The following is an 18,236-nucleotide window of genomic DNA, read 5'->3' as shown; positions in this document are numbered from 1 at the left end:
GGAACGGAGGTGGTATCTGTGGTTCTTCAGTACCGTCGTTTCCTCTTTGCCGGTATCCTCGGTGCGGTGACCGTTACCCTCAGCCTGACGCCTCTTGGGCTCATCCCTGTCCCCAATCTCTCCACCTATGCCACAACCATGCACATTCCTGCTATAATAGGAGGGATTGTGGGTGGACCTCTGGTGGGGGCCCTGGTGGGGTGCATCCTGGCAGTTTTCACCATGCACCTCTTTCTGGGGAACCTTTTGGCATGCTTTGCACCAAGGCTTCTCATCGGAGTTGTGGCCTTTTATGTCTGGAAGCTTTTGGGGAAGAGGGATTTCGGGATTGTGGTGGCAAGCCTTGCCGGGACGGCGACGAACACCGTGGGCGTTCTGGGTCTCATGGTGCTCATGGGGTATTTCCGTTTTGTGCAGGTTGTCCCTATCTTCCTCCTCAACGGGACGCTTGAGCTGCTCCTTTCGGCCCTTGTGGTTCTCCCCATTGTCCGGGTGCTCAGGAAGGTGGTGAGGCTCGATTTCGATTCTCGTCATTGACGTCGGGAACACCCACACAACCTTTGGTGTCTACAGAGACCGGAGGCTTCTTGCACACTGGCGGGTATCGACGTCTTCACGCCGTACTGCCGATGAGTGGGGTTTTATCTTCCGGTCGCTCATAGAGGAACAGGGAATCGCAAAGGAGGAACTCTTCCGGGTTGTTATTTCCTGTGTCGTACCACCTGTTCTTGATGCCCTGCGGCAACTCTTCAGCGGACTCTGGAACGTGCCCTACCTTGTGGTTGGTCCCGGGGTCAAAACCGGGCTTTTTATTCGGGCTGAGGCCAAAGAGGTGGGAGCCGACCGGATTGTGAACGCCGTTGCTGCTTCCACTCTCTACGGGGGAGACCTGGTCATTGTGGACTTCGGGACGGCAACGACCTTCTGTGCGGTGACGGCGAAGAAGGAGTACCTGGGAGGAGCTATCGCGCCGGGTATCGGCATTTCCTGTGAGGCACTTTACGAGAAAACCGCCAAGCTCCCTCGGATTGATGTGGAGGTTCCGGAGCGATGCATCGGCCGCAACACCGTTGAAGCTATGCACGCCGGGGTATTCTTTGGATACATAGGTCTTGCCCGGGAGATTGTGCAGCGGATGAAACGGGAATTCGCAGAGCATGCCAGGGTCATCGGCACCGGAGGATGGGGAATGGTCCTTGCCCGGTACTGCGATTTCATTGACGTTTTCAACCCGGTGCTGACCCTTGAGGGGTTGCGGATCATCCATGAACTCAACGGTTCCTGAGAATCAGCCTGAAGTGGCCATTGTTGGCGAACGGGCCAGGGTCCGGGGGTCCTTTAAGAGCGAGGGGACGCTGATTGTGGAGGGAGAGTTTGACGGTTCCATCCAATGTCCCCGTCTTGTGGTTCTTGAAGGGGGAAGGGTTGACGGTTTCGTCGAGGTGCGGGACGCCGAGATCTGGGGAATGATTGGAGGGTTTGCCAGGGTTTTCAGAATGGTGTGCCGCAGGACTGCCCGGGTTGTGGGGTGTGTGATGGTGCAGAGCGCTGCGCTTGAGCCGGGTGTGGTTCTCGAGGGTGCGATAGTTTTCGAGAAGCCTGAGGGCGATGGCGATGAAAAAGAAGAGAGTCGTGAGCGTGAGCCTTGGTTCTTCGAAGAGGAATCACCGAGTGGAAATTGAGCTTCTGGGTTGCCATTTCCTCGTGGAGCGGATCGGTGTTGACGGGGATAAAAGGAGGTTTGTGGAACTCCTCAGGGAGCTCGATGGTCAGGTCGACTGTCTTGGTCTTGGAGGTGCAGACCTCTACCTCCGGGCCGGGAGGTACCGGTATGAGGTGGTGGACGTCGCCCGTCTGGTTTCGGTGCTTCGGAAAACCCCCATCGTCGACGGTGGCGAGCTCAAGGAAACTTGGGAACGGGAGGTCCCTCGTTATCTCGAAGAGGAGGGCTTTCGTCTTCGGGGAAGGACGGCCCTTATTATGAGCGGCATGGACCGGTATGGCCTTGCCGAGGGGCTGTGGCAGGTGGGTTGCCGTCTCCTCATCGGGGACATGCCCTTTGCTCTGGGAATTCCCATTTTCCTCCGGCGCCTCTGGACTCTCAGGTTTCTTTCGGTGCTCATGATGCCCGTTCTGCGGCGCCTGCCCATCGATGTTCTCTACCCCACGGGAAAGGAACAGGAGAGGACCACTCCTCGTTTTCCCTGGGCCTTTGAACGATCGGACATCGTGGCCGGAGATTTTCTCTATATCAGGCGATTCATGCCCGAGAGGCTTCCAGGGAAAATGGTGATCACCAACACTGTGACCCCTGCGGATATTGAAGATGTGAAAGCCCGAGGAGTTGCCCTTCTTGTCACCACCACTCCGGAGATGGGAGGTCGTTCCTTCGGGACCAACGTCCTGCAGGCGATGTTTGTGGCTTTGCTGGAGAAGCGTCCCGAGGATATTGCACCCGGAGAGTATCTGGCCCTTCTGCGGGAACTCAAAATACGACCGCGAATCGTCACCCTGGGGGAGGTGGGCTCATGGAGAATCTGAGTATAGAGGAGAAACGGCGGATTGTGGAGGAGACCATTGAGAAGTACATGAAATACCTGAATCCCGGCCTTGCCAGGCTCTACAAGTTTGCCAACCTCACGACTGTGGAGTGGAGGGGTGAGGGAGCCAAGGTTTTTGATATCTTCGGCGAGGCGTACATCGACTGTATTGGAGGATTTGGAGTCTTCAACGTCGGGAGGAATCATCCCCGGGTGGTGGAACGGGTCATCGAACAGCTCCGGCGCCTCCCTCTCTCGAGCCGGACGCTCTTCAACAAACACCAGGCTGATCTTGCGGAGATGCTTGCGGCCATCACTCCCGGGAATCTCCAGTACTCCTTTTTCTGCAACAGTGGTGCCGAAGCGGTAGAAGGAGCTCTGAAGCTCGCCCGACTGTACACAAAGCGAAAGAAATTCGTTTCGGCCTTGGGGGGATTCCACGGAAAGACCTTCGGTGCCCTGAGCGTTTCGGGAAGAGATGTCTACAAAAAACCCTTCGAGCCCCTGCTTCCCGGGACAGAGCAGGTTCCTTTCAACGACCTTGAAGCCATGGAACAAGCGGTGGACGAGGATACTGCCGCGGTGATTCTTGAGCCCATCCAGGGTGAGGGTGGGGTGATTCTCCCCTCTCCTGAGTACCTCAAGGGGGTACGGGAAATTTGCACGAGGAAAGGTGCGCTCCTCATCCTTGATGAGGTTCAGACCGGCCTTGGGAGAACGGGGAAGATGTTTGCCTGTGAGCACTACGGGGTGATTCCGGATATTATGACCCTGGCCAAGGGCCTTGGAGGAGGAGTGGTTCCTTTGGGGGCCTTCGTGAGCACCGCGGAAATCTGGCAGGTCTTTGAGGACAATCCTTTAATCCACAGTTCCACCATGGGAGGAAACCCCTTAAGCTGCGTCGCTGGCATCGAAACCCTAAAGGTACTTCAGGAGGAGGACATCCCTGCGCAGGCGGCGGCAAAGGGAGCGTATCTCCTTGAGAAACTTGAGGAACTCCAGAGAGAATTCCCCGAAATCATTCAGGAGGTGCGGGGGCTGGGATTGCTCATCGGTGTAGAGCTCTTCGATGCTGATGCCGCATCGCTTCTTGCTATGGAAATGGCTCAAAGAAAGGTTCTCGTGGTCTATACCCTGAATAACCCCAGAGTCATTCGTCTGGAGCCACCCCTCACCATAACCCGTGAGGAGATAGATACCGTCCTTTCGGCGCTCCACGATGCCCTCGGGGAGGTTCAGGCCATTGTTCAGGAAGTGCGCGGGTGAAGGAAAGGAGGGAACCGGGTGTGGCGCGGATTGTAGTTTCCCTTGATATCCCTGAGAACGTCGAGGTGGTGTACGAGCGGGCAAAGGACATCGAGGCCCTGGCACGTTTCCTTCCGGATCTTGAAGAGGTAAGGGTGCTGTCCCGCCAGGGGCAGGAGGTGGAGAGTTTCTGGAAGGGGAGGTTCCAGGGACGGGAGGTGAAGTGGAAGGAGAAGGATATCTGGGATGACGCGAAAAAGGAGTGTCGTTTTTTCACCCTGGAGGGGGACTTCAAAAAGTACGAGGGCATCTGGCGATTCCGTGGGGAGAGTCCATCTCTGACCCGCGTGGAGCTTGAGATTGAGTATGACCTTGGGATTCCCCTGGTAGGGGCTCTCATTCACGCTTTTCTCAAGAAAAAGATGGAGGAAAACGCCCTTACGATGCTTGAGGCTTTGAAGAAGGCCGTCAGGGAGGAATGAGCGTATGGACAGCTTTGCCTTCATCATCCACGCCATGGATGTGGCAGATATCAAACGCCATATATTCCCCCTCCGTCCCTTCCCACCTTCCTGGGTGGAATACCTGGCTTCCCGGATTCCCCCCTTCATTCTTTCGCATGTCCGGGGGGTACGATCAGCGTATAACGGGAAGGAAATCGAGGGGTGGTTCATCGGGCTTCCCATGACGCCCCGGGCACTCCTTGAGTATCCCTTCCCCTTTGTGGCTGACCGCATTCGCCGTTGTGGTCTCCTTGCCGAGAAGAAGGGCGCAAAAATCATCGGTCTTGGGGCCTTTACCTCTGTGGCGGGAGATGGAGGCATCACGGTGAAAAAGGGCCTTCGCATTGCGGTGACGACTGGAAACAGCTACACTGTCGCCACGGCTCTTTCCGCCCTTGAGCTTGCCTGCTTGAGGCTTGACATCGACCTTGAGAGAGAAACGGTCGCGGTGGTAGGAGCCACGGGATCCATCGGACGGGCCTGTGCACTCATCCTTGCCGAGCGAAGGAGAAGGGTGCGGGTGGTGGGACGGGACCCCGAGAAGGTTGAAAGGGTTCGCCGGGAGGTTGCGGAGATAAGCCCCTATGAAGTTCAGGGTTTTGTGGACGTTGAGGAGGGTATCCGGGGATGCCGGGCGATTCTGACGGTGACCTCAGCCATCGGGAACCTCATTGAGCCGTCTTGGATTGCAAAAAGAGCGGTCATCTGTGATGTTTCCCGGCCCCGGAATATTGCCGAGGAGGTGGCCAGAACAAGGAGGGATGTTCTGGTCATCGAAGGGGGTGTGGTGGACGTTCCCGGGGAACCGGATTTCGGCATGGACTTCGGATATCCTCCGGGGAAGGCGTATGCCTGTATGGCAGAGACAATGGTTCTCACCCTTGAGGGACGTTTTGAGGACTATACTCTGGGAAAGGAAGTGGAAGTGGCCAAGGTTAAAGAAATCGAGGCTCTTGCGGAAAAGCACGGGTTCCGGGTTTCCGGACTCCGCAGCTTCGGCAGGGAGGTCACCGAGGAGGAAATCGAGGCCATCAAGAGGGCTTAGAGATCCCGAGCCATTGCCCTCATTGCTCCCTCGGCTGCCTCAAGGAGGCGTTCACAGTCTTTTGAGGTGTGCGCTCCCGAGAGGAACCAGGCCTCGAAAGGCGAGGGAGGCACAAGGATGCCCCGGGAAAGGAGCTCCTGGAAAAAGCGGGCGTAAAGGGTTCGGTCGGCGGCAAAGGCGGTCCGGGTATCCACCACCGGTAAGGATGTGAAAAACGGTGTGAGCATTCCGGTTGCAGCGTTCACATAGAGGGGAAGGCAGAAGGAGGCGGCGATTTCCCGAAGACCCTGGGTAATCATCCGGGTTTTTTCGGCCAAGGCGTCGTAAAAGGCAGGATCCTCTTCAAGGACGGTTATGGTGGTGTACCCTGCCCGGGTGGCTAAGGGATTCCCCGAGAGGGTTCCTGCTTGGTACACTCCTCCCTCAGGGGCCACAAGGCGCATGAGCTCTCTTCTCCCTCCGTAGATGCCAAAGGGGAGCCCGCCTCCTGCGATTTTTCCAAGGATGGTCAGGTCAGGACGGATGCCACAAAGGCCCTGGTACCCTGAAAGGGATACACGGAATCCAGTGATGACTTCATCAAAGATGAGCAGTGCGCCATACTGCTCCGTGTACTGACGGAGAAGGAGAAGGAATTCCGGGTGAGGTAACACCACGCCCATGTTCCCGGCAACCGGCTCAACGATGACCGCGGCAAGCTCTCTGCCGAAGCTCTCGAAGGCTTTCCGCGTTGCCTCAAGGTCGTTGTACGGGACAACGATGGTGTGGTGGGTGTATTCTTCGGGGACACCCAGAGAGGAAGGGATACCAAACGTCAGTCCTCCCGAACCACTCTCGACAAGAAGAGCATCGACGTGCCCGTGGTAGCACCCGGCAAACTTGAGCACCTTTTTCCGTCCTGTAGCGGCACGGGCAAGTCGCAGGGCGCTCATCACCGCTTCGGTACCCGAATTCACCATCCGGAGAACCTCGATGGACGGGAAGTGCTCGCGGATTTTCTCGGCAAGGAGAATCTCAAAAGCGTGGTTCATTCCAAAGCTCGTTCCCAGAGCTACCTGTTCGGCCAGGGCTTTTGCGACCCGGGGATGGGCATGGCCAAGAACGAGGGCTCCCCAGGACATGATGCAGTCGAGGTAGGTTTTGCCGTCCTCGTCCACCACATAGCTCCCTTTGCCGTACCGGATGAAGACAGGATATCTCCCCACGGCCCTAAAGGACCGTACAGGGCTGTTGACGCCTCCTGGAAAGAGCTGAAGCGCCCGGGAGAAGCAGGTAGCGTTTCCTCTAAGGTTTCCCTCCTTGCCCCCAGAGAAGGTTTCCCAAAGCCACGCTTTCAGGGTTGCCGACTGCGTGGGGTTCTTTCCTTTTGTGGACAGGGCAAGGAGCAGGTCTTCGGTTTCAAGACAGGCAGGAGTAATGAAATCCCCTTGGTTCCCTGAACTGCTCACGTTGACCAGGATGTTGCGTTTTCGGGCCTCTTCGGCAATTGCAGCGTTCAAGGCGGGATCGTCGGTGGCGGCGAAAACGATGTCCTGCCCTTCGAGGTCACTCCAGGCAAAAGGTCGCCTCCAGAGGGTGATTTTTCCTTCCTTTCCGAGGCGTTCCAGGGTTTCGCTCACCCGGGGGGCAACGACGGTCACCACTCCTCCTTTCCCTACTATGGGCAGAGCCTTTCGGGTGGCAACCTTTCCTCCCCCGACCACAAGACACCGCTTGCCTTCAAGGTTGAGGAAGAGAGGATACCATCCCATCGTTACTCCTCCCTGAGCCATTCGGGCATTTTGGGAGCAAAGTACGAGATGATGAGGTCCGCGCCGGCCCTCTTGATGGAGAGGAGGAGTTCGAGAGCAACCTTTTTCTCGTCGATGGCTCCATTGAGGGATGCGTACTTCACCATGGCGTATTCCCCGCTCACCTGGAAGGCAGCAAGCGGTACAAGGAAACGTTCCCGAAAAGCCCGGAGAACGTCGAGGTACGGCAGTGCAGGTTTCACCATGAGAATGTCTGCTCCTTCGAGAAGGTCTGTCTGTGCCTCCCTAAGGGCCTCGCGGAGATTAGCTGGTGGAAGCTGGTATGAGGAACGATCGCCAAAAAGGGGTGTAGAGTCCACCGCCTCCCGGAAAGGTTCATAGAGGGAAGAGGCGAATTTTGCACTGTATGCCATGATGGGAGTTTCCTGGAATCCTGCTTGATCCAGAGCTTCTCGAAGGGCGAGGATATGGCCGTCCATCATGTCTGAGGGGGCAATGCCATCGGCTCCGGCTTCGCAGTGCGAAAGCGCTACACGGGCAAGGTGCTCAAGAGTGCGGTCGTTGTCTATGTATTGTCCCCGTACCACGCCACAGTGCCCTGATGTGGTGTACGCGCAGAGGCAGACGTCGGTGAACACAAAGAGCGTCGGGAGCTCCCTTTTCAGCACTCGGACCGCTTCCTGAACCGCTCCACGGGGGTTCCAGGCATCGCTTCCTGCCTCGTCTTTCTGCTCGGAACGTCCGAAGAGGAGAACGGCCTGGATCCCCTTTTCGTGCAGGGTGACCGCTTCCTTCAGGAGTTCGTCGGGGGAGAAGAGGAAAACCTCGGGGAGGTGGGGAATGGCTTTCCGGATACCCTGCCCCTGCACCACGAAGAGCGGACAGATGAGGTCCTGAAGGGCAAGACGGGTTTCCTGGAGCATAGCCCGGAGTGCAGGAAAGCGGCGCAGACGCCGGTTCCTTATGAAGGTTCCTGGTTTTCTCTCCACCGGAGCACCTCCATGCAGATTTCTTCTAAAGAGGGCGAGGGGACCACCCGGGATACCTTGATGTTTTTCCCCAGAAGGTACGATGCGGTGGTATGGCCGATGGCCCAGACGGGGCAGGGGGGTATCTTTGAGGTGGCGGCAAAGAAAGCCTCGTAGGCTGAGGGACTCAAAAAGACGACGAGGTCAAGTCCCTGGTGGAGTTCTTCCTGAATGCAGGGGAAAAGATGTGTCCGGAAGGCCATGGAGTAAGCGGGAAAAACCTCGCAGGACCATCCTCTCTTAGAAAGCTCTCTCTTCAACCTGTGGTCTTCCTTTCCGGAGGTCACGATGGCCACCCGGTGTGGTGGAAAATCCCGGGTTTCCTCAAGAAACGAGGTTGCACTTCCTGACGCCACGTGGTCTGCGGTTATGCCTCGTTCCCTGAGCCACCGGGCCGTTTTGGCCCCGATGGCCCATATTTTGAGGCGATGGAGGATACGAAGGTCCGGTAGGGCTTCGAAAACCACAGAAGCAGCGTTCTGGCTTGGGAAAAGGAGTGCATCGAACTGCTTTAGGCGTTCCCTGAGGTCGTTGAGGACTTCGTGGTTTGGTATGGCCCGGAGGAGTGCTGCAGGGATGAGGACAATACCCTGTGTTTCGAGGAAGACCACGAGGTCATTGAGTGTCTGGCACTGCCTGAGAACCTCTGTGCTCCCCACCACCATCACCCGTCTGGGAGGGAGAGTGCATTCTCCCTTGAAGAGGATGCCATGGAAGTTCACCGCCTCTCCGACGAAGAGTACCAGAGGGTTATGCAGACCTGAGGCAGCTTTCTTCTGAGCGATGTCCAGCAAAGACCCGGAGACGACACGCTGGAAGGGACTTCCTGCCTGCATGACAAGGCATGCAGGGGTTTTGGGATCTTTGCCAGAGGCAAGAAGGTTTCCGACAATGGTGTTGAGGGTTGTTCCTCCCATGAGGAACACCAGAGTCCCCGGGAGGCGGGCAATGGCGTCCCAGGGAAGGGATTCCAGGACTTCCTCAGGATGACCACTGAAAACGTGGAAGGATCGGCTTTTTCCTCGAAACGTCAGGGGAATGCCAGCACAGGCAGCAGCAACATGCACGGAGGAAACCCCTGGAACGACCTCAAAGGGCACTTCATGCGCTGCAAGGTACACCGCTTCCTCACCCCCCCGGCCAAAGACAAAGGGGTCACCCCCTTTCAGGCGGAGGACTGTTGCTCCCTCTTTTGCCCGCTTTGCAAGGAGCTCGCAGATCGTCTCCTGGGTGCACGGGGTCTTTCCGGGGGCCTTCCCGACGGGAATGAGCTCAGCACCATCCCGGGTGTACTGGAGAACGCGGTGGTCGATGAGGCGGTCGTAGACAACGACATCGGCCCTCTCCAGGAGGAAGCGGGCGTACTGAGTCAGGTAAAGAAAGCTTCCTGCGCCTGCACCGGTAAGGAAAACCTTGCCCTTCATCGTCTCCCTCCAAGCTCCTGAGCCAGGTCCTGAACCATGGTTTCGCCTGCTGCGAGGGGGCCCTCCCTCCAGCTTACCTTCCCCTCGAGCATCCCCACAAGCCGTACCCACCCGTTCTGGACTTCCGCAAAGGCACCGACGGCTTTCTGGCAGCCTCCTCCAATGCGGGCGAGAAACAGTCGCTCGATGCCCACGGCCTGGGCCGTTTCTGGATGGTGGAGAGGGGCAAGGAGCTCTTCCCACCCTTCACCACAGCGGGTTTCACAGGCGACGACACCCTGTGAGGGTGCAGGGACAAAGTTCCAGGGGTCGAAGACTTCCGTTACCTCTCCTTCAAACCCAAGGCGCAGAAGTCCTGCATAGGCAAGGACCAAAGCATCGACTCTGCCTTCCCGCATTCTCGCCATGCGGGTGGTGACGTTCCCTCGCAGCGGTACAACGTGAATGTCGGGCCGCTTCTTGAGAATCTGCACAGCGCGTCGGGGGCTTCCTGTGCCAACAGAGCTTCCTGGAGGGAGTTCCAGGAGTTTCTGGCCGCTTCGGGAGACCAGGCAGTCTCTTGGGTCCTTTCGGGGGAGAACGGCGGCAATGGTGAGTCCCGGGGGAGAAGTCGTGGGGAGGTCCTTGAGGCTGTGCACCGCGATATCGATGCTACCCTGGAGGAGTGCCTCTTCGAGTTCTCTCACAAACATTCCCTGGGTTCCAGGAAAGGTCAAATCGTGCTGCATATCTCCCCTGGTTTGAACCGTTACCACCCTGATGACTGCAGAAGGGAGGATGTTCTGGAGAGCAGTAACAACCTCTTCGGTCTGTTTGAGAGCCAGTATACTCCCACGGGTACCGACGCGAATGACCTGCTTCATCTTTCCTCCTCAAAGAACCGTCGCACCTGTTCGGCCGTTTTGCGGAAGAGTTTCCTCCGCACCCACTCTATGCGCCTGAGGAGCAATAGCTCCTGTTCGTCGTGGTTGCAGGCCTGAACGATCGCTCCTCTTGCTTCTGAAAAGGTTTCCTCAAAACAGAGGGCAATGTTCCGAATGACGGGGTCAGCCTGAAAACCTCGCCATTTTCGCAGGAAGCGCTCGACCTCTTCCGTAATCAACGCTTCGAGATGCTCGGACTCCTGAACAAAAGGTAGCGTTCGTTCCCGGGCAAGACCCAGGAAGGTCTCAAGGTCCAGGAGTTTCCTTCCTTGAGTCAGTACCGGGTCGATGGCCCGGGGAAGAGCAAGATCGATGAGTACCTGAGGAAGGGCTATAGCTTCGTTAAGGTATTCAGGAGCGAGGGAATAGCGAGCCGAGCCTGAAGCACACACCACTGCGTGGGATTGGGCAAAGACTTCTTTGAGCGCACTTTTCTCTGCAATCGCCACAAAGGGCTTTTCCTGGGGAATGTGGTGGAGGTGCCGCGAAAAGACGAAGATTGTTCCTGCTTTTCGGGAGAGGAGTGTCCCGGCGATGGAGCGACCCAGAGTCCCCCAGCCAAGAATACAGATGTTTTTTCCTTCGAGAGAGCCGAGGAATTCTTCGAGCACCTCGGCGACAAGAGAACCAAAAGATCTCAGCGTCCGTTCTCTGTGGAGGGATCTTTGGACTTTCTTTCCCACCCGCAGGGCGTCCTGGAAGAGGACATTCAGGAGTTTGCCGGTGTGGCCATTCTGGTGAGCTTTCTCCCAGGCTCGCTTCAGCTGCCCCAGAATGTGTACCTCACCGCGGAGGGCCGACTCAAGACCCGTGGCAATTCGAAAGAGACGTCGAACAGCGTCGGCGTTTTCGAGGTAGAAGACAGAAGCTCTGTAAGGGTCGGGGAGGGGAAAAAGGCGCTGAAGGAGGTCCTCTCTCCGAAGGGACTCTTCTGCTGTACCGTACACCTCAAGTCGCTGACAGGTCTCAAGGAGGACGAAAGCGGAACACCCGACCTCTTTAAGGATTTCCGAGCGTTCCCTCTCGGAGAAAGCCAGGTAGCGCTCCCGAAGGGCAAGGGGGAGGCGCTCATCGACCCCGGTGGCAAAGAGGAGCACTCTTTTCACTTTTCCCTCTCCCCGAGGTACTCGCTACCCCGAGAGGGGACATCCATGCCTTTCCACTCCTTCCTCGTCGAGCGCGAGTACAGAGTTCTCTGTGCAGGCAGGTCTCCTGACTGAGGTTCATCGTCCTCTCCGCCTTCCCGGTTGCCCAGTGGCGTAGAGGAGAGGACTCCCCATCACAGTGGCGCGACCGTGTGGGAATTGCACCCACTTCCCTTTTCAGCCCCAAGGGGCACCTGCACGGGAAAAATTATACCAGAGCAAAGGCCAGCAGGCGAGTCCTTGACATTGTCTGTTATAATGGAAAATGATAATATTTCTCATTGAGGTGAAAGACTTGCCGGAGAGCTGGAAAGATGTTTTCCATCGCTTCAACAAGAAGGCAACGCCCTCGCGCCGTGCCATTCTTGAGGTGTTTGAGGAAAAAGGACAGCACCTCTCTGCCGAGGACGTGTACGAGCATCTGAGGGCAAAGAAAAAGAAAGTCGGCATAGCAACAGTGTACCGGAATCTCGACCTTCTCCTACGCATGGGGATTCTCCGAAAGGTGAACTTTGGCGATGGCAGGGAACACTACGAGATTTGCCGTACGGCACAGTTCCACCACCACCTCATCTGCACCCAGTGCGGTCAGGTTGTGGACTGTGAGGAGATGACCCGGGAAGAGGAGGAATTCTTGCAGCATCTGCGAAAGGAGCTCGAACAGAGACAGGGATTTATCGTCCACTCCTATCATATCTATTTCTATGGGCTGTGCCCGCGTTGCCGGTGACATCCGGGGAGGCTGAGACTGTGGAAGAAATCCGTTCTCTGGTGGAGATGGAGACTGGTGGAAAAGGAGAGATCGTCCGGATTGATGGTGGAGAAGGGATGGTGAAGAGGTTATGGGTCCTCGGAGTCGTGCCCGGGAAGAGAATCGAAAAGGTCAGCTCCATTATCGGCAAGGGACCGGTTGTCATTCGTCTGGGGCAGCAGGAAATCGCCTTGGGCAGAGGCATAGCCCAGAGGATTCTCGTGCGGGTAGAGCGCTGAGGCGAATCGTCCTTGCGGGGAACCCAAATGTTGGGAAGAGCGTTATTTTCACCCAGATAAGCGGTGTCTACGCTTTTTCCTCGAACTATCCGGGGACAACGGTGGACTTTCTGCGGAGTTACGTGGAGCATGGAGGAGAATGGTACGAAGTCATCGACGCTCCGGGCACGTATTCCCTTGAAGGGATGGCTGAGGCCGAGCGTATTGCCGCCCGTCTTGTGGAGGAAGCGGACATCGTCGTTAACGTGGTGGACGCGGGAAACCTGGAACGCAATCTCTACCTCACCTTTGAGCTTGCGGAAAGACAGAAACCCATGGTTGTGGCGCTCAATATGTGGGATGAAGCAAAGAAGCGGGGCATCGACATCGACCTCAAGGCTTTAGAGGGCATCCTCGGAGTTCCTGTGGTCCCGGTTGTGGCGACTACCGGGGAGGGAATTAAAAACCTCCTTGCGGCTCTCCAGGAGGCGAGGGTTCCCTCCTTTGTCTCCCCTGACCATACACGGCGCTGGGAAGAGATCGGCAGGGTTATCAGCGAGGTGCAGCGGTTTTCATACCGTCGTCCCACCTGGCGGGATACGTTGCAGCGGGTGACCCTGCTCCCTGGAGTTGGATTGGTCTTTGGCTTTGTGGCCCTTCTGGGGATTGTCTTTTCCGTTCGCTTCATCGGTGAGGGCCTCATCCACCTCCTTGACCCGCTCTTTGAGCGGTACTACCTCCCCCTTCTTGAGCGTCTTGGGATCCTGCTTTCCCGGTACCCCTTCTGGTATGAAGTGCTTATCGGAAAGCCCGTGGACGGCCACATTGACTTCGAGTTGTCCCTTGGCCTTCTCTCCACGGGGGTTTACGTGTCTTTGGGAGCTGTTCTCCCTTATGTTCTGGCCTTCTACCTCGTTCTGGGTCTTCTTGAGGACGTGGGGTACCTGCCCCGTCTTGCGGTGTTACTCGATGGATTCCTGCACCGCCTGGGACTCCACGGGTATTCCGTTGTTCCCATGCTCCTTGGGTTGGGGTGCAACGTCCCCGGTATCATGGCCACACGGGTTCTAGAGAGTGAGAAGGAACGCTTTGTGGTGACGGTGCTCATCGCCATCGGCATTCCCTGCTCGGCCCAGCAGGCACTCATCGTGGGTGCCCTTGCACCCCATGGTGTCGCTCCGCTTCTCGTTGTTTATGGAACGCTTTTTGCCGTGGTGGTTTCCCTCGCGTTGCTTTTAAAGTACCTGGTGCCAGGGTTTCGCCCTCCACTCATTTGCGAAATTCCTCCCTACCGCCTGCCTTTCCCGAAAGCGGTGCTCTCCAAGCTCTGGGTTCGTCTCCGGGGTTTCCTGCGTGATGCTTTGCCTATCGTGTTTCTGGGGACGCTCATCGTGAATCTCCTGTACCTCACGAACGCCTTCCCTGTCCTTGCCCGGTTTGTGAGTCCCTGGCTTTCCCGAGTGTTGGGACTTCCTCCTGAGGCAATTCTCGTCATCGCCCTGGGGGTTTTGCGAAAGTACATGGCTATGGGGCTTCTTTTGCCTCTGGGTCTTTCGGTCAAACAGCTGATCATTGCCAGCGTCGTGATCTCCCTTTTCTTTCCCTGTGTGGCTGCCTTTGTGGTGGTACTCCGGGAGTTCGGATGGAAGCGGCTTCTTGAGGCTATTGCCATCATGCTTTCTTTTGCTTTCTTTGTGGGGAGTATCCTGAACGTGCTCCTTTGAGGGGGTTTGCGGGATGCGGCGGTATGTTTTCGGTAATGCAGGGTGTTTCTGCTTTAGTGGCCATTTCTTCTTCCCGGGTTTTGGCCCCTGCTTCTCGTGTCTTACCCGGGAGGAGGAACTCGAACTCCTTCGGGAAGAGGCAGAGTTCCTTCGCCAGCGCCTTTCCTGGATCGAACGGCGGATTGAGGAACTGGAGAAAGAGAAGTAGCCCGGGGTTCTTACCGTTCCGCAAGATGCTGCTTGAAGTATAATAAAGGGATTCTTTCCGTGTAGGGGTGAGTGCAGTGGTTATCGTTGTCCACGGTGGCATTTGCGTTGAAGAAATCCCCGATGTTTCCGAGCCCCTGTACCGGGCCTGTATCTCGGGGATGGAAACCTTGCAGAACCGAGAGGCTGTCGACGCTGTGGAAGAGGCGGTGAAGGTCCTCGAAGATGACCCTCGCCTCAACGCAGGAACGGGGGCGTTCCCCAATCTCCTGGGAGAGGTTGAGCTTTCGGCAAGTATCATGAAGGACGACTTTTCCTGTGGGGGTGTGGCGGCCATCAAGAACGTCCGGCACCCCATCTCTGTGGCCCGGGCGGTGATGGAGAGAACACGCCATGTGCTCCTGGTGGGGGAAGGAGCAAACCTTTTTGCCCGTCTTCTGGGCTTTGAGGAGTACAACCCGGTAGCAGAGCTCACCATAAGGACCCTTGAGAAGTCCATTGCGAAGGCCTCACAGGAGAAGGACTCCATTTACCATTACTACCTGAAGAGGGCCCGGGAGAAACTCCGTAGACTCTACCTTGGAACGGTGGGAGCGGTAGCCCTTGATCGTTCCGGGCGGATTGCGGCAGGAACCTCAACCGGGGGGGTGGAGATGCAGCTTCCGGGAAGAGTTGGGGATTCCCCGATTATCGGTTGCGGGACCTTCGCCTGGGAGTGGGGTGGAGTTTCGATGACCGGAGAGGGAGAGGGCATTGTGAAGCTTGGCCTTGCCCGCAAAATCGCCGAATGGATGGAAAAGGTTTCCGCCCAGGAGGCTGTCAATCGGGGAATGGAACTTGCCCAAAAATTCGGTGTGGTGTGTGGAGCTATTGCTGTAAGGAGGGACGGAGAGGTTGGCTTTGGAGCCTGTGGAGGGACGCTTACCTTTGCCTATTTCCGTAAAGGGATGGGAGAGCCCTACGTTTTCCCTCCAAGGAGTTGACGTCGAGGACAGAAAAAGGGTATAACATGGGTAAACTTCTCAGGAGGTGGTGCTATGAAGAGGCTGGCTTTGCTCGGTGTGGCGGTTTTGCTCTTTGGTCTTGTGTGGACTGCCTGTGCGGCTGAACCCATCAGGGTTGGGGTCGTCATGGGTCTCACGGGTCCGTGGGCATCCATTGACACACCGGCGCTCAACGGGGTAAAGCTTGCTGCTGAGGAAATCAACAAAGCGGGAGGGGTTCTGGGACGGCCGATTGAGCTTAAGGTTGTTGATACCAAGGCTGACGAGGGTGAAACTGTTGCTGCAGTCATCCGCCTAATTGAAAACGAAAAGGTTTCGGCACTCATCGGGTACTGCGACACCCACTGGGTGAACATTGCCGCACCTCTGGCACGGGAATACGGCGTGCCTTTCATCACCCCGGGAGCCACTCATCCCCGCATTCCGGAGCGTACCGGTGCCTGGCTGGCCTGCTTTGGCGACAATGCCCAGGCGGCGGCCATTGCCGAGTACGCGGTGAAGGACCTGGGGCTCAAGCGGGGAGCCATCTGGGTGGACACGGCGGTGGACTTCAGCGTCGCCGTCTGTGCCTATTTTGCCGATGCCCTGAAGCACTACGGCGGTGAAGTGGTCTACGAGGACTACTTTGAAATCACCTGGACCGACTTCTCCAGCATGGTGGCCCGTCTCAAGGAGTACCAGGACCAGGGTAAGGTGGACTTTGTGTACGTGGGCGCCATCCCCGACAACTGCGGGGTTATCGTGAAGCAAATCCGAGACGGCGGTGTCACCATCCCCATCTTCGGTGAAGACGGTTTTGACACGCCGCTTCTTGTGCAGACGGGCGGTGCGGCGGCTGAAGGTGTGGTATTTGCCACTCACATGTCCCTTGAGGATCCGAACCCTGTTGTTCAGAAGTTCAAGAGTGACTATCAGGCCATGTTCGGAAATCCTCCCGAAAATGCCTTTGCCGCCCTTGGGTACGACGCCATGAAGCTCCTTGCCAAGGCCATTGAAATCGTCGGCACCGATGACCCCAAGAAGATTCCCGAGGGTCTCGCCCAGATTAAGGACTTCCAGGGTGTTTCGGGAACCATTTCCTATGAGGCCGGAAGCCAGGTGCCGAATAAATCCGTGGCCGTGATTGAGGTGAAGAATGGCAAGTTCGTGACCGTCAAACAAATAGCTCCTGAGTACCTGCCTGACCCCAAAATCGCCAAGTGAAGGAGGACGGGGAGGGGTGCTGCCCCTCCCCGGCTGCTTTCGACGATGAGCGAATGCATTCTGAAGGTTGAGGACCTGTGGAAGAATTTTGGTGGCCTGATGGCCGTAAGTGGGTACAGCCTTGAGCTTCCCCGCGGGGCAATTTATGGGCTCATTGGGCCGAACGGAGCGGGGAAAACCACGGTGTTCAACCTCATCAGTGGGGTTTTGAAGCCTTCCCGGGGGAGAATTGTATTCAAAGGAAGGGACATCACCCACCTTCGCCCTGACGAAATCACCGCCCTGGGGTTGACCAGGACCTTCCAGAACCTGCGCCTTTTCCCCTCCCTTACCGTGGAGGAGAATCTGAAAGTTGCCGCCCACGTGCATGCTCGCTGTGGATTCTTTTCCACGCTTTTCTGTACCCCCTTTTTCTTCCGTGAGGAAAAGGCCGTAGAGCGGAAGGCCCGTGAGATGCTTGAGCGCTTTGGCATGTGCGAGTTTCGCAAAGAGATTGCCGCAAATCTCCCTTACGGTTTGCAGCGGAAACTCGATATTGCCCGGGCACTGATGACCGGGCCAGAGCTTGTCCTTCTTGATGAACCCTCTGCAGGGATGAACACGAAAGAGGCCGATGACCTGGCCCGTCTGGTTGCAGAGCTTCAGAGGGATTTTCACCTCACCATGATCATTGTGGAACACCGGATGTCCTTTGTCATGGGACTGGCCGAAGTTATCCAGGTCCTTGACTACGGCTCGGTTATTGCCGTTGGGACTCCTGAAGAAATCCGTCAGCATCCGAAAGTCATCGAAGCCTATCTTGGGACAGGTGATCTCGTTGCTCAAGGTTGAGAAGATTACGGTGAAGTACGGTGTCATTCCCGCAGTCCAGGAGCTTGAACTTGAAGTGGGGAAGGGGCAGATTGTGGCCCTTCTTGGAGCGAACGGTGCCGGCAAGACAACAACCTTGAAGACCATTATGGGGATTCTGCGGCCAGCACGGGGTCGCATTTTCTACGACGGAAAGGACATCACCTTCCTTCCTGCGCCTCAGCGGGTCCGTCTGGGTATTGCTCTCGTGCCTGAGGGTCGGGGAATTTTCAACCGCCTCACGGTGCGGGAAAACCTTCTCCTTGGAGCGTACCACCGGAGAGACCAGGGGAGAATTCTCCAGGATCTTGAGGAGGTGTACCGCCTTTTCCCCCGTCTGAAGGAACGGGAAAACCAGATTGCCGGGACGCTCTCCGGGGGTGAACAGCAGATGCTGGCCATCGGTCGGGGCCTCATGTCCCGACCCAGGCTCATGCTCCTTGACGAACCCTCGCTCGGTCTTGCCCCCCTTGTGGTTCGGGAGCTCTATACCCTGATTCGGCGTATCCAGGAGAGTGGAGTCACCATCCTCCTTGTGGAGCAGAGTGCTCCTATGGCCATTGGTGTTGCCGACTACGTGTACGTTCTGGAGACGGGGGTGGTGAAAATCGCCGGGACTCCCCGGGAGGTTGAGTCCCTTGAAGAGGTGAAAAAGGTCTATCTGGGAGGGTAGGGT

At 56.9% G+C, this 18,236-nt stretch carries 20 protein-coding genes and 1 riboswitch; of the genes, 15 read left to right on the top strand and 5 right to left on the bottom strand.

Going from position 1 to position 18,236, the window contains the following annotated elements:
* The first annotated feature begins 18 nt into the window (after positions 1-18).
* The 7 genes from ACP6EK_RS09320 to ACP6EK_RS09290 are packed head-to-tail and all read left to right on the top strand — an operon-like array spanning position 19 to position 5,333.
* A complete protein-coding gene (locus ACP6EK_RS09320) occupies positions 19-537 on the top strand; it encodes an ECF transporter S component (RefSeq protein WP_438315703.1) in 519 nt (172 codons plus the stop codon).
* Positions 524-1,285, top strand: a complete 762-nt coding sequence (locus tag ACP6EK_RS09315; protein WP_438318991.1) for a type III pantothenate kinase — start codon at positions 524-526, stop codon at positions 1,283-1,285. Before ACP6EK_RS09320 ends, ACP6EK_RS09315 begins: the two co-directional genes overlap by 14 nt.
* The gene (locus ACP6EK_RS09310; protein ID WP_438315701.1) at positions 1,266-1,682 is read left to right on the top strand and encodes a bactofilin family protein; all 417 of its coding nucleotides are present in this window, start codon (positions 1,266-1,268) and stop codon (positions 1,680-1,682) included. The genes ACP6EK_RS09315 and ACP6EK_RS09310 overlap by 20 nt, the downstream gene beginning before the upstream one ends.
* A complete protein-coding gene (locus ACP6EK_RS09305) occupies positions 1,615-2,541 on the top strand; it encodes a quinate 5-dehydrogenase (RefSeq protein ID WP_438315699.1) in 927 nt (308 codons plus the stop codon). The genes ACP6EK_RS09310 and ACP6EK_RS09305 overlap by 68 nt, the downstream gene beginning before the upstream one ends.
* Positions 2,529-3,806: an aspartate aminotransferase family protein gene (locus ACP6EK_RS09300; RefSeq protein WP_438315696.1), complete on the top strand. Its 1,278-nt coding sequence runs from the start codon at positions 2,529-2,531 to the stop codon at positions 3,804-3,806. The genes ACP6EK_RS09305 and ACP6EK_RS09300 overlap by 13 nt, the downstream gene beginning before the upstream one ends.
* Positions 3,807-3,826: 20 nt before the next feature.
* Positions 3,827-4,267 carry a type II toxin-antitoxin system RatA family toxin gene (locus ACP6EK_RS09295; RefSeq protein WP_438315693.1) on the top strand — a complete coding sequence of 147 codons (441 nt, stop codon included), beginning with the start codon at positions 3,827-3,829 and terminating at the stop codon, positions 4,265-4,267.
* Between the two features lie 4 nt (positions 4,268-4,271).
* On the top strand, positions 4,272-5,333 hold the full coding sequence (locus ACP6EK_RS09290; protein ID WP_438315691.1) for an NAD(P)H-binding protein: 1,062 nt from the start codon (positions 4,272-4,274) through the stop codon (positions 5,331-5,333).
* On the opposite strand, the gene hemL is transcribed toward ACP6EK_RS09290, so the two are convergent.
* Genes hemL through ACP6EK_RS09265 form a run of 5 tightly spaced genes read right to left on the bottom strand, consistent with a single transcriptional unit; the run spans position 5,330 to position 11,565 of the window.
* Positions 5,330-7,084: a glutamate-1-semialdehyde 2,1-aminomutase gene (hemL, locus tag ACP6EK_RS09285; RefSeq protein WP_438315689.1), complete on the bottom strand. Its 1,755-nt coding sequence runs from the start codon at positions 7,082-7,084 to the stop codon at positions 5,330-5,332. The genes ACP6EK_RS09290 and hemL overlap by 4 nt on opposite strands.
* Positions 7,085-7,086: 2 nt before the next feature.
* Positions 7,087-8,073 (bottom strand): porphobilinogen synthase, encoded by a 987-nt coding sequence (hemB, locus tag ACP6EK_RS09280; RefSeq protein WP_438315686.1) that lies wholly within the window; start codon positions 8,071-8,073, stop codon positions 7,087-7,089.
* The gene (gene cobA / locus ACP6EK_RS09275) at positions 8,046-9,536 is read right to left on the bottom strand and encodes a uroporphyrinogen-III C-methyltransferase (RefSeq protein WP_438315683.1); all 1,491 of its coding nucleotides are present in this window, start codon (positions 9,534-9,536) and stop codon (positions 8,046-8,048) included. The genes hemB and cobA overlap by 28 nt, the downstream gene beginning before the upstream one ends.
* Entirely contained in the window at positions 9,533-10,399 is an 867-nt protein-coding gene (gene hemC, locus ACP6EK_RS09270; protein WP_438315681.1) for a hydroxymethylbilane synthase, read from the bottom strand. The genes cobA and hemC overlap by 4 nt, the downstream gene beginning before the upstream one ends.
* Positions 10,396-11,565 (bottom strand): hypothetical protein, encoded by a 1,170-nt coding sequence (locus tag ACP6EK_RS09265; protein ID WP_438315678.1) that lies wholly within the window; start codon positions 11,563-11,565, stop codon positions 10,396-10,398. Before ACP6EK_RS09265 ends, hemC begins: the two co-directional genes overlap by 4 nt.
* Positions 11,566-11,644: 79 nt before the next feature.
* Positions 11,645-11,817: riboswitch (cobalamin riboswitch) on the bottom strand.
* Positions 11,818-11,890: 73 nt separating this feature from the next.
* On the opposite strand from ACP6EK_RS09265, the gene ACP6EK_RS09260 reads away from it, so the two are divergent.
* The 8 genes from ACP6EK_RS09260 to ACP6EK_RS09225 all read left to right on the top strand — a co-directional run bounded on the left by ACP6EK_RS09260 (position 11,891) and on the right by ACP6EK_RS09225 (position 18,233).
* Positions 11,891-12,334, top strand: a complete 444-nt coding sequence (locus ACP6EK_RS09260) for a Fur family transcriptional regulator (RefSeq protein ID WP_438318988.1) — start codon at positions 11,891-11,893, stop codon at positions 12,332-12,334.
* A gap of 20 nt (positions 12,335-12,354) precedes the next feature.
* Positions 12,355-12,594: a FeoA domain-containing protein gene (locus ACP6EK_RS09255; RefSeq protein WP_017888887.1), complete on the top strand. Its 240-nt coding sequence runs from the start codon at positions 12,355-12,357 to the stop codon at positions 12,592-12,594.
* Positions 12,591-14,297 carry a FeoB small GTPase domain-containing protein gene (locus ACP6EK_RS09250; protein WP_438318985.1) on the top strand — a complete coding sequence of 569 codons (1,707 nt, stop codon included), beginning with the start codon at positions 12,591-12,593 and terminating at the stop codon, positions 14,295-14,297. Before ACP6EK_RS09255 ends, ACP6EK_RS09250 begins: the two co-directional genes overlap by 4 nt.
* 13 nt (positions 14,298-14,310) lie before the next feature.
* Positions 14,311-14,505 (top strand): hypothetical protein, encoded by a 195-nt coding sequence (locus ACP6EK_RS09245; protein ID WP_438315675.1) that lies wholly within the window; start codon positions 14,311-14,313, stop codon positions 14,503-14,505.
* Between the two features lie 76 nt (positions 14,506-14,581).
* The gene (locus tag ACP6EK_RS09240) at positions 14,582-15,487 is read left to right on the top strand and encodes an isoaspartyl peptidase/L-asparaginase family protein (protein ID WP_438315672.1); all 906 of its coding nucleotides are present in this window, start codon (positions 14,582-14,584) and stop codon (positions 15,485-15,487) included.
* A gap of 54 nt (positions 15,488-15,541) precedes the next feature.
* Positions 15,542-16,711, top strand: a complete 1,170-nt coding sequence (locus tag ACP6EK_RS09235; RefSeq protein WP_438315669.1) for an ABC transporter substrate-binding protein — start codon at positions 15,542-15,544, stop codon at positions 16,709-16,711.
* Between the two features lie 45 nt (positions 16,712-16,756).
* Entirely contained in the window at positions 16,757-17,542 is a 786-nt protein-coding gene (locus ACP6EK_RS09230; protein WP_438315667.1) for an ABC transporter ATP-binding protein, read from the top strand.
* Positions 17,529-18,233 (top strand): ABC transporter ATP-binding protein, encoded by a 705-nt coding sequence (locus ACP6EK_RS09225; protein WP_438315664.1) that lies wholly within the window; start codon positions 17,529-17,531, stop codon positions 18,231-18,233. Before ACP6EK_RS09230 ends, ACP6EK_RS09225 begins: the two co-directional genes overlap by 14 nt.
* Positions 18,234-18,236 lie beyond the last annotated feature (3 nt).

It is taken from the genome of Candidatus Caldatribacterium sp. SIUC1 (genome assembly GCF_051549785.1).
In the GTDB taxonomy this organism is placed as follows: Bacteria; Atribacterota; Atribacteria; order Atribacterales; family Caldatribacteriaceae; genus Caldatribacterium.
The sequence above is the reverse complement of the archived record's forward strand: the minus strand, read 5'-3'. Positions and strand labels throughout refer to the sequence as shown.

Bases quoted from the DNA above. Each gene is read 5' to 3' on its own strand.
- ACP6EK_RS09290 (WP_438315691.1), top strand. From the start codon at position 4,272: ATGGACAGCTTTGCCTTCATCATCCACGCCATGGATGTGGCAGATATC.
- ACP6EK_RS09235 (WP_438315669.1), top strand. From the start codon at position 15,542: ATGAAGAGGCTGGCTTTGCTCGGTGTGGCGGTTTTGCTCTTTGGTCTT.
- hemL (WP_438315689.1), bottom strand. From the start codon at position 7,084: ATGGGATGGTATCCTCTCTTCCTCAACCTTGAAGGCAAGCGGTGTCTT.
- ACP6EK_RS09245 (WP_438315675.1), top strand. From the start codon at position 14,311: ATGCGGCGGTATGTTTTCGGTAATGCAGGGTGTTTCTGCTTTAGTGGC.
- ACP6EK_RS09300 (WP_438315696.1), top strand. From the start codon at position 2,529: ATGGAGAATCTGAGTATAGAGGAGAAACGGCGGATTGTGGAGGAGACC.
- ACP6EK_RS09230 (WP_438315667.1), top strand. From the start codon at position 16,757: ATGAGCGAATGCATTCTGAAGGTTGAGGACCTGTGGAAGAATTTTGGT.
- ACP6EK_RS09310 (WP_438315701.1), top strand. From the start codon at position 1,266: ATGAACTCAACGGTTCCTGAGAATCAGCCTGAAGTGGCCATTGTTGGC.
- hemC (WP_438315681.1), bottom strand. From the start codon at position 10,399: ATGAAGCAGGTCATTCGCGTCGGTACCCGTGGGAGTATACTGGCTCTC.
- ACP6EK_RS09305 (WP_438315699.1), top strand. From the start codon at position 1,615: ATGAAAAAGAAGAGAGTCGTGAGCGTGAGCCTTGGTTCTTCGAAGAGG.
- cobA (WP_438315683.1), bottom strand. From the start codon at position 9,536: ATGAAGGGCAAGGTTTTCCTTACCGGTGCAGGCGCAGGAAGCTTTCTT.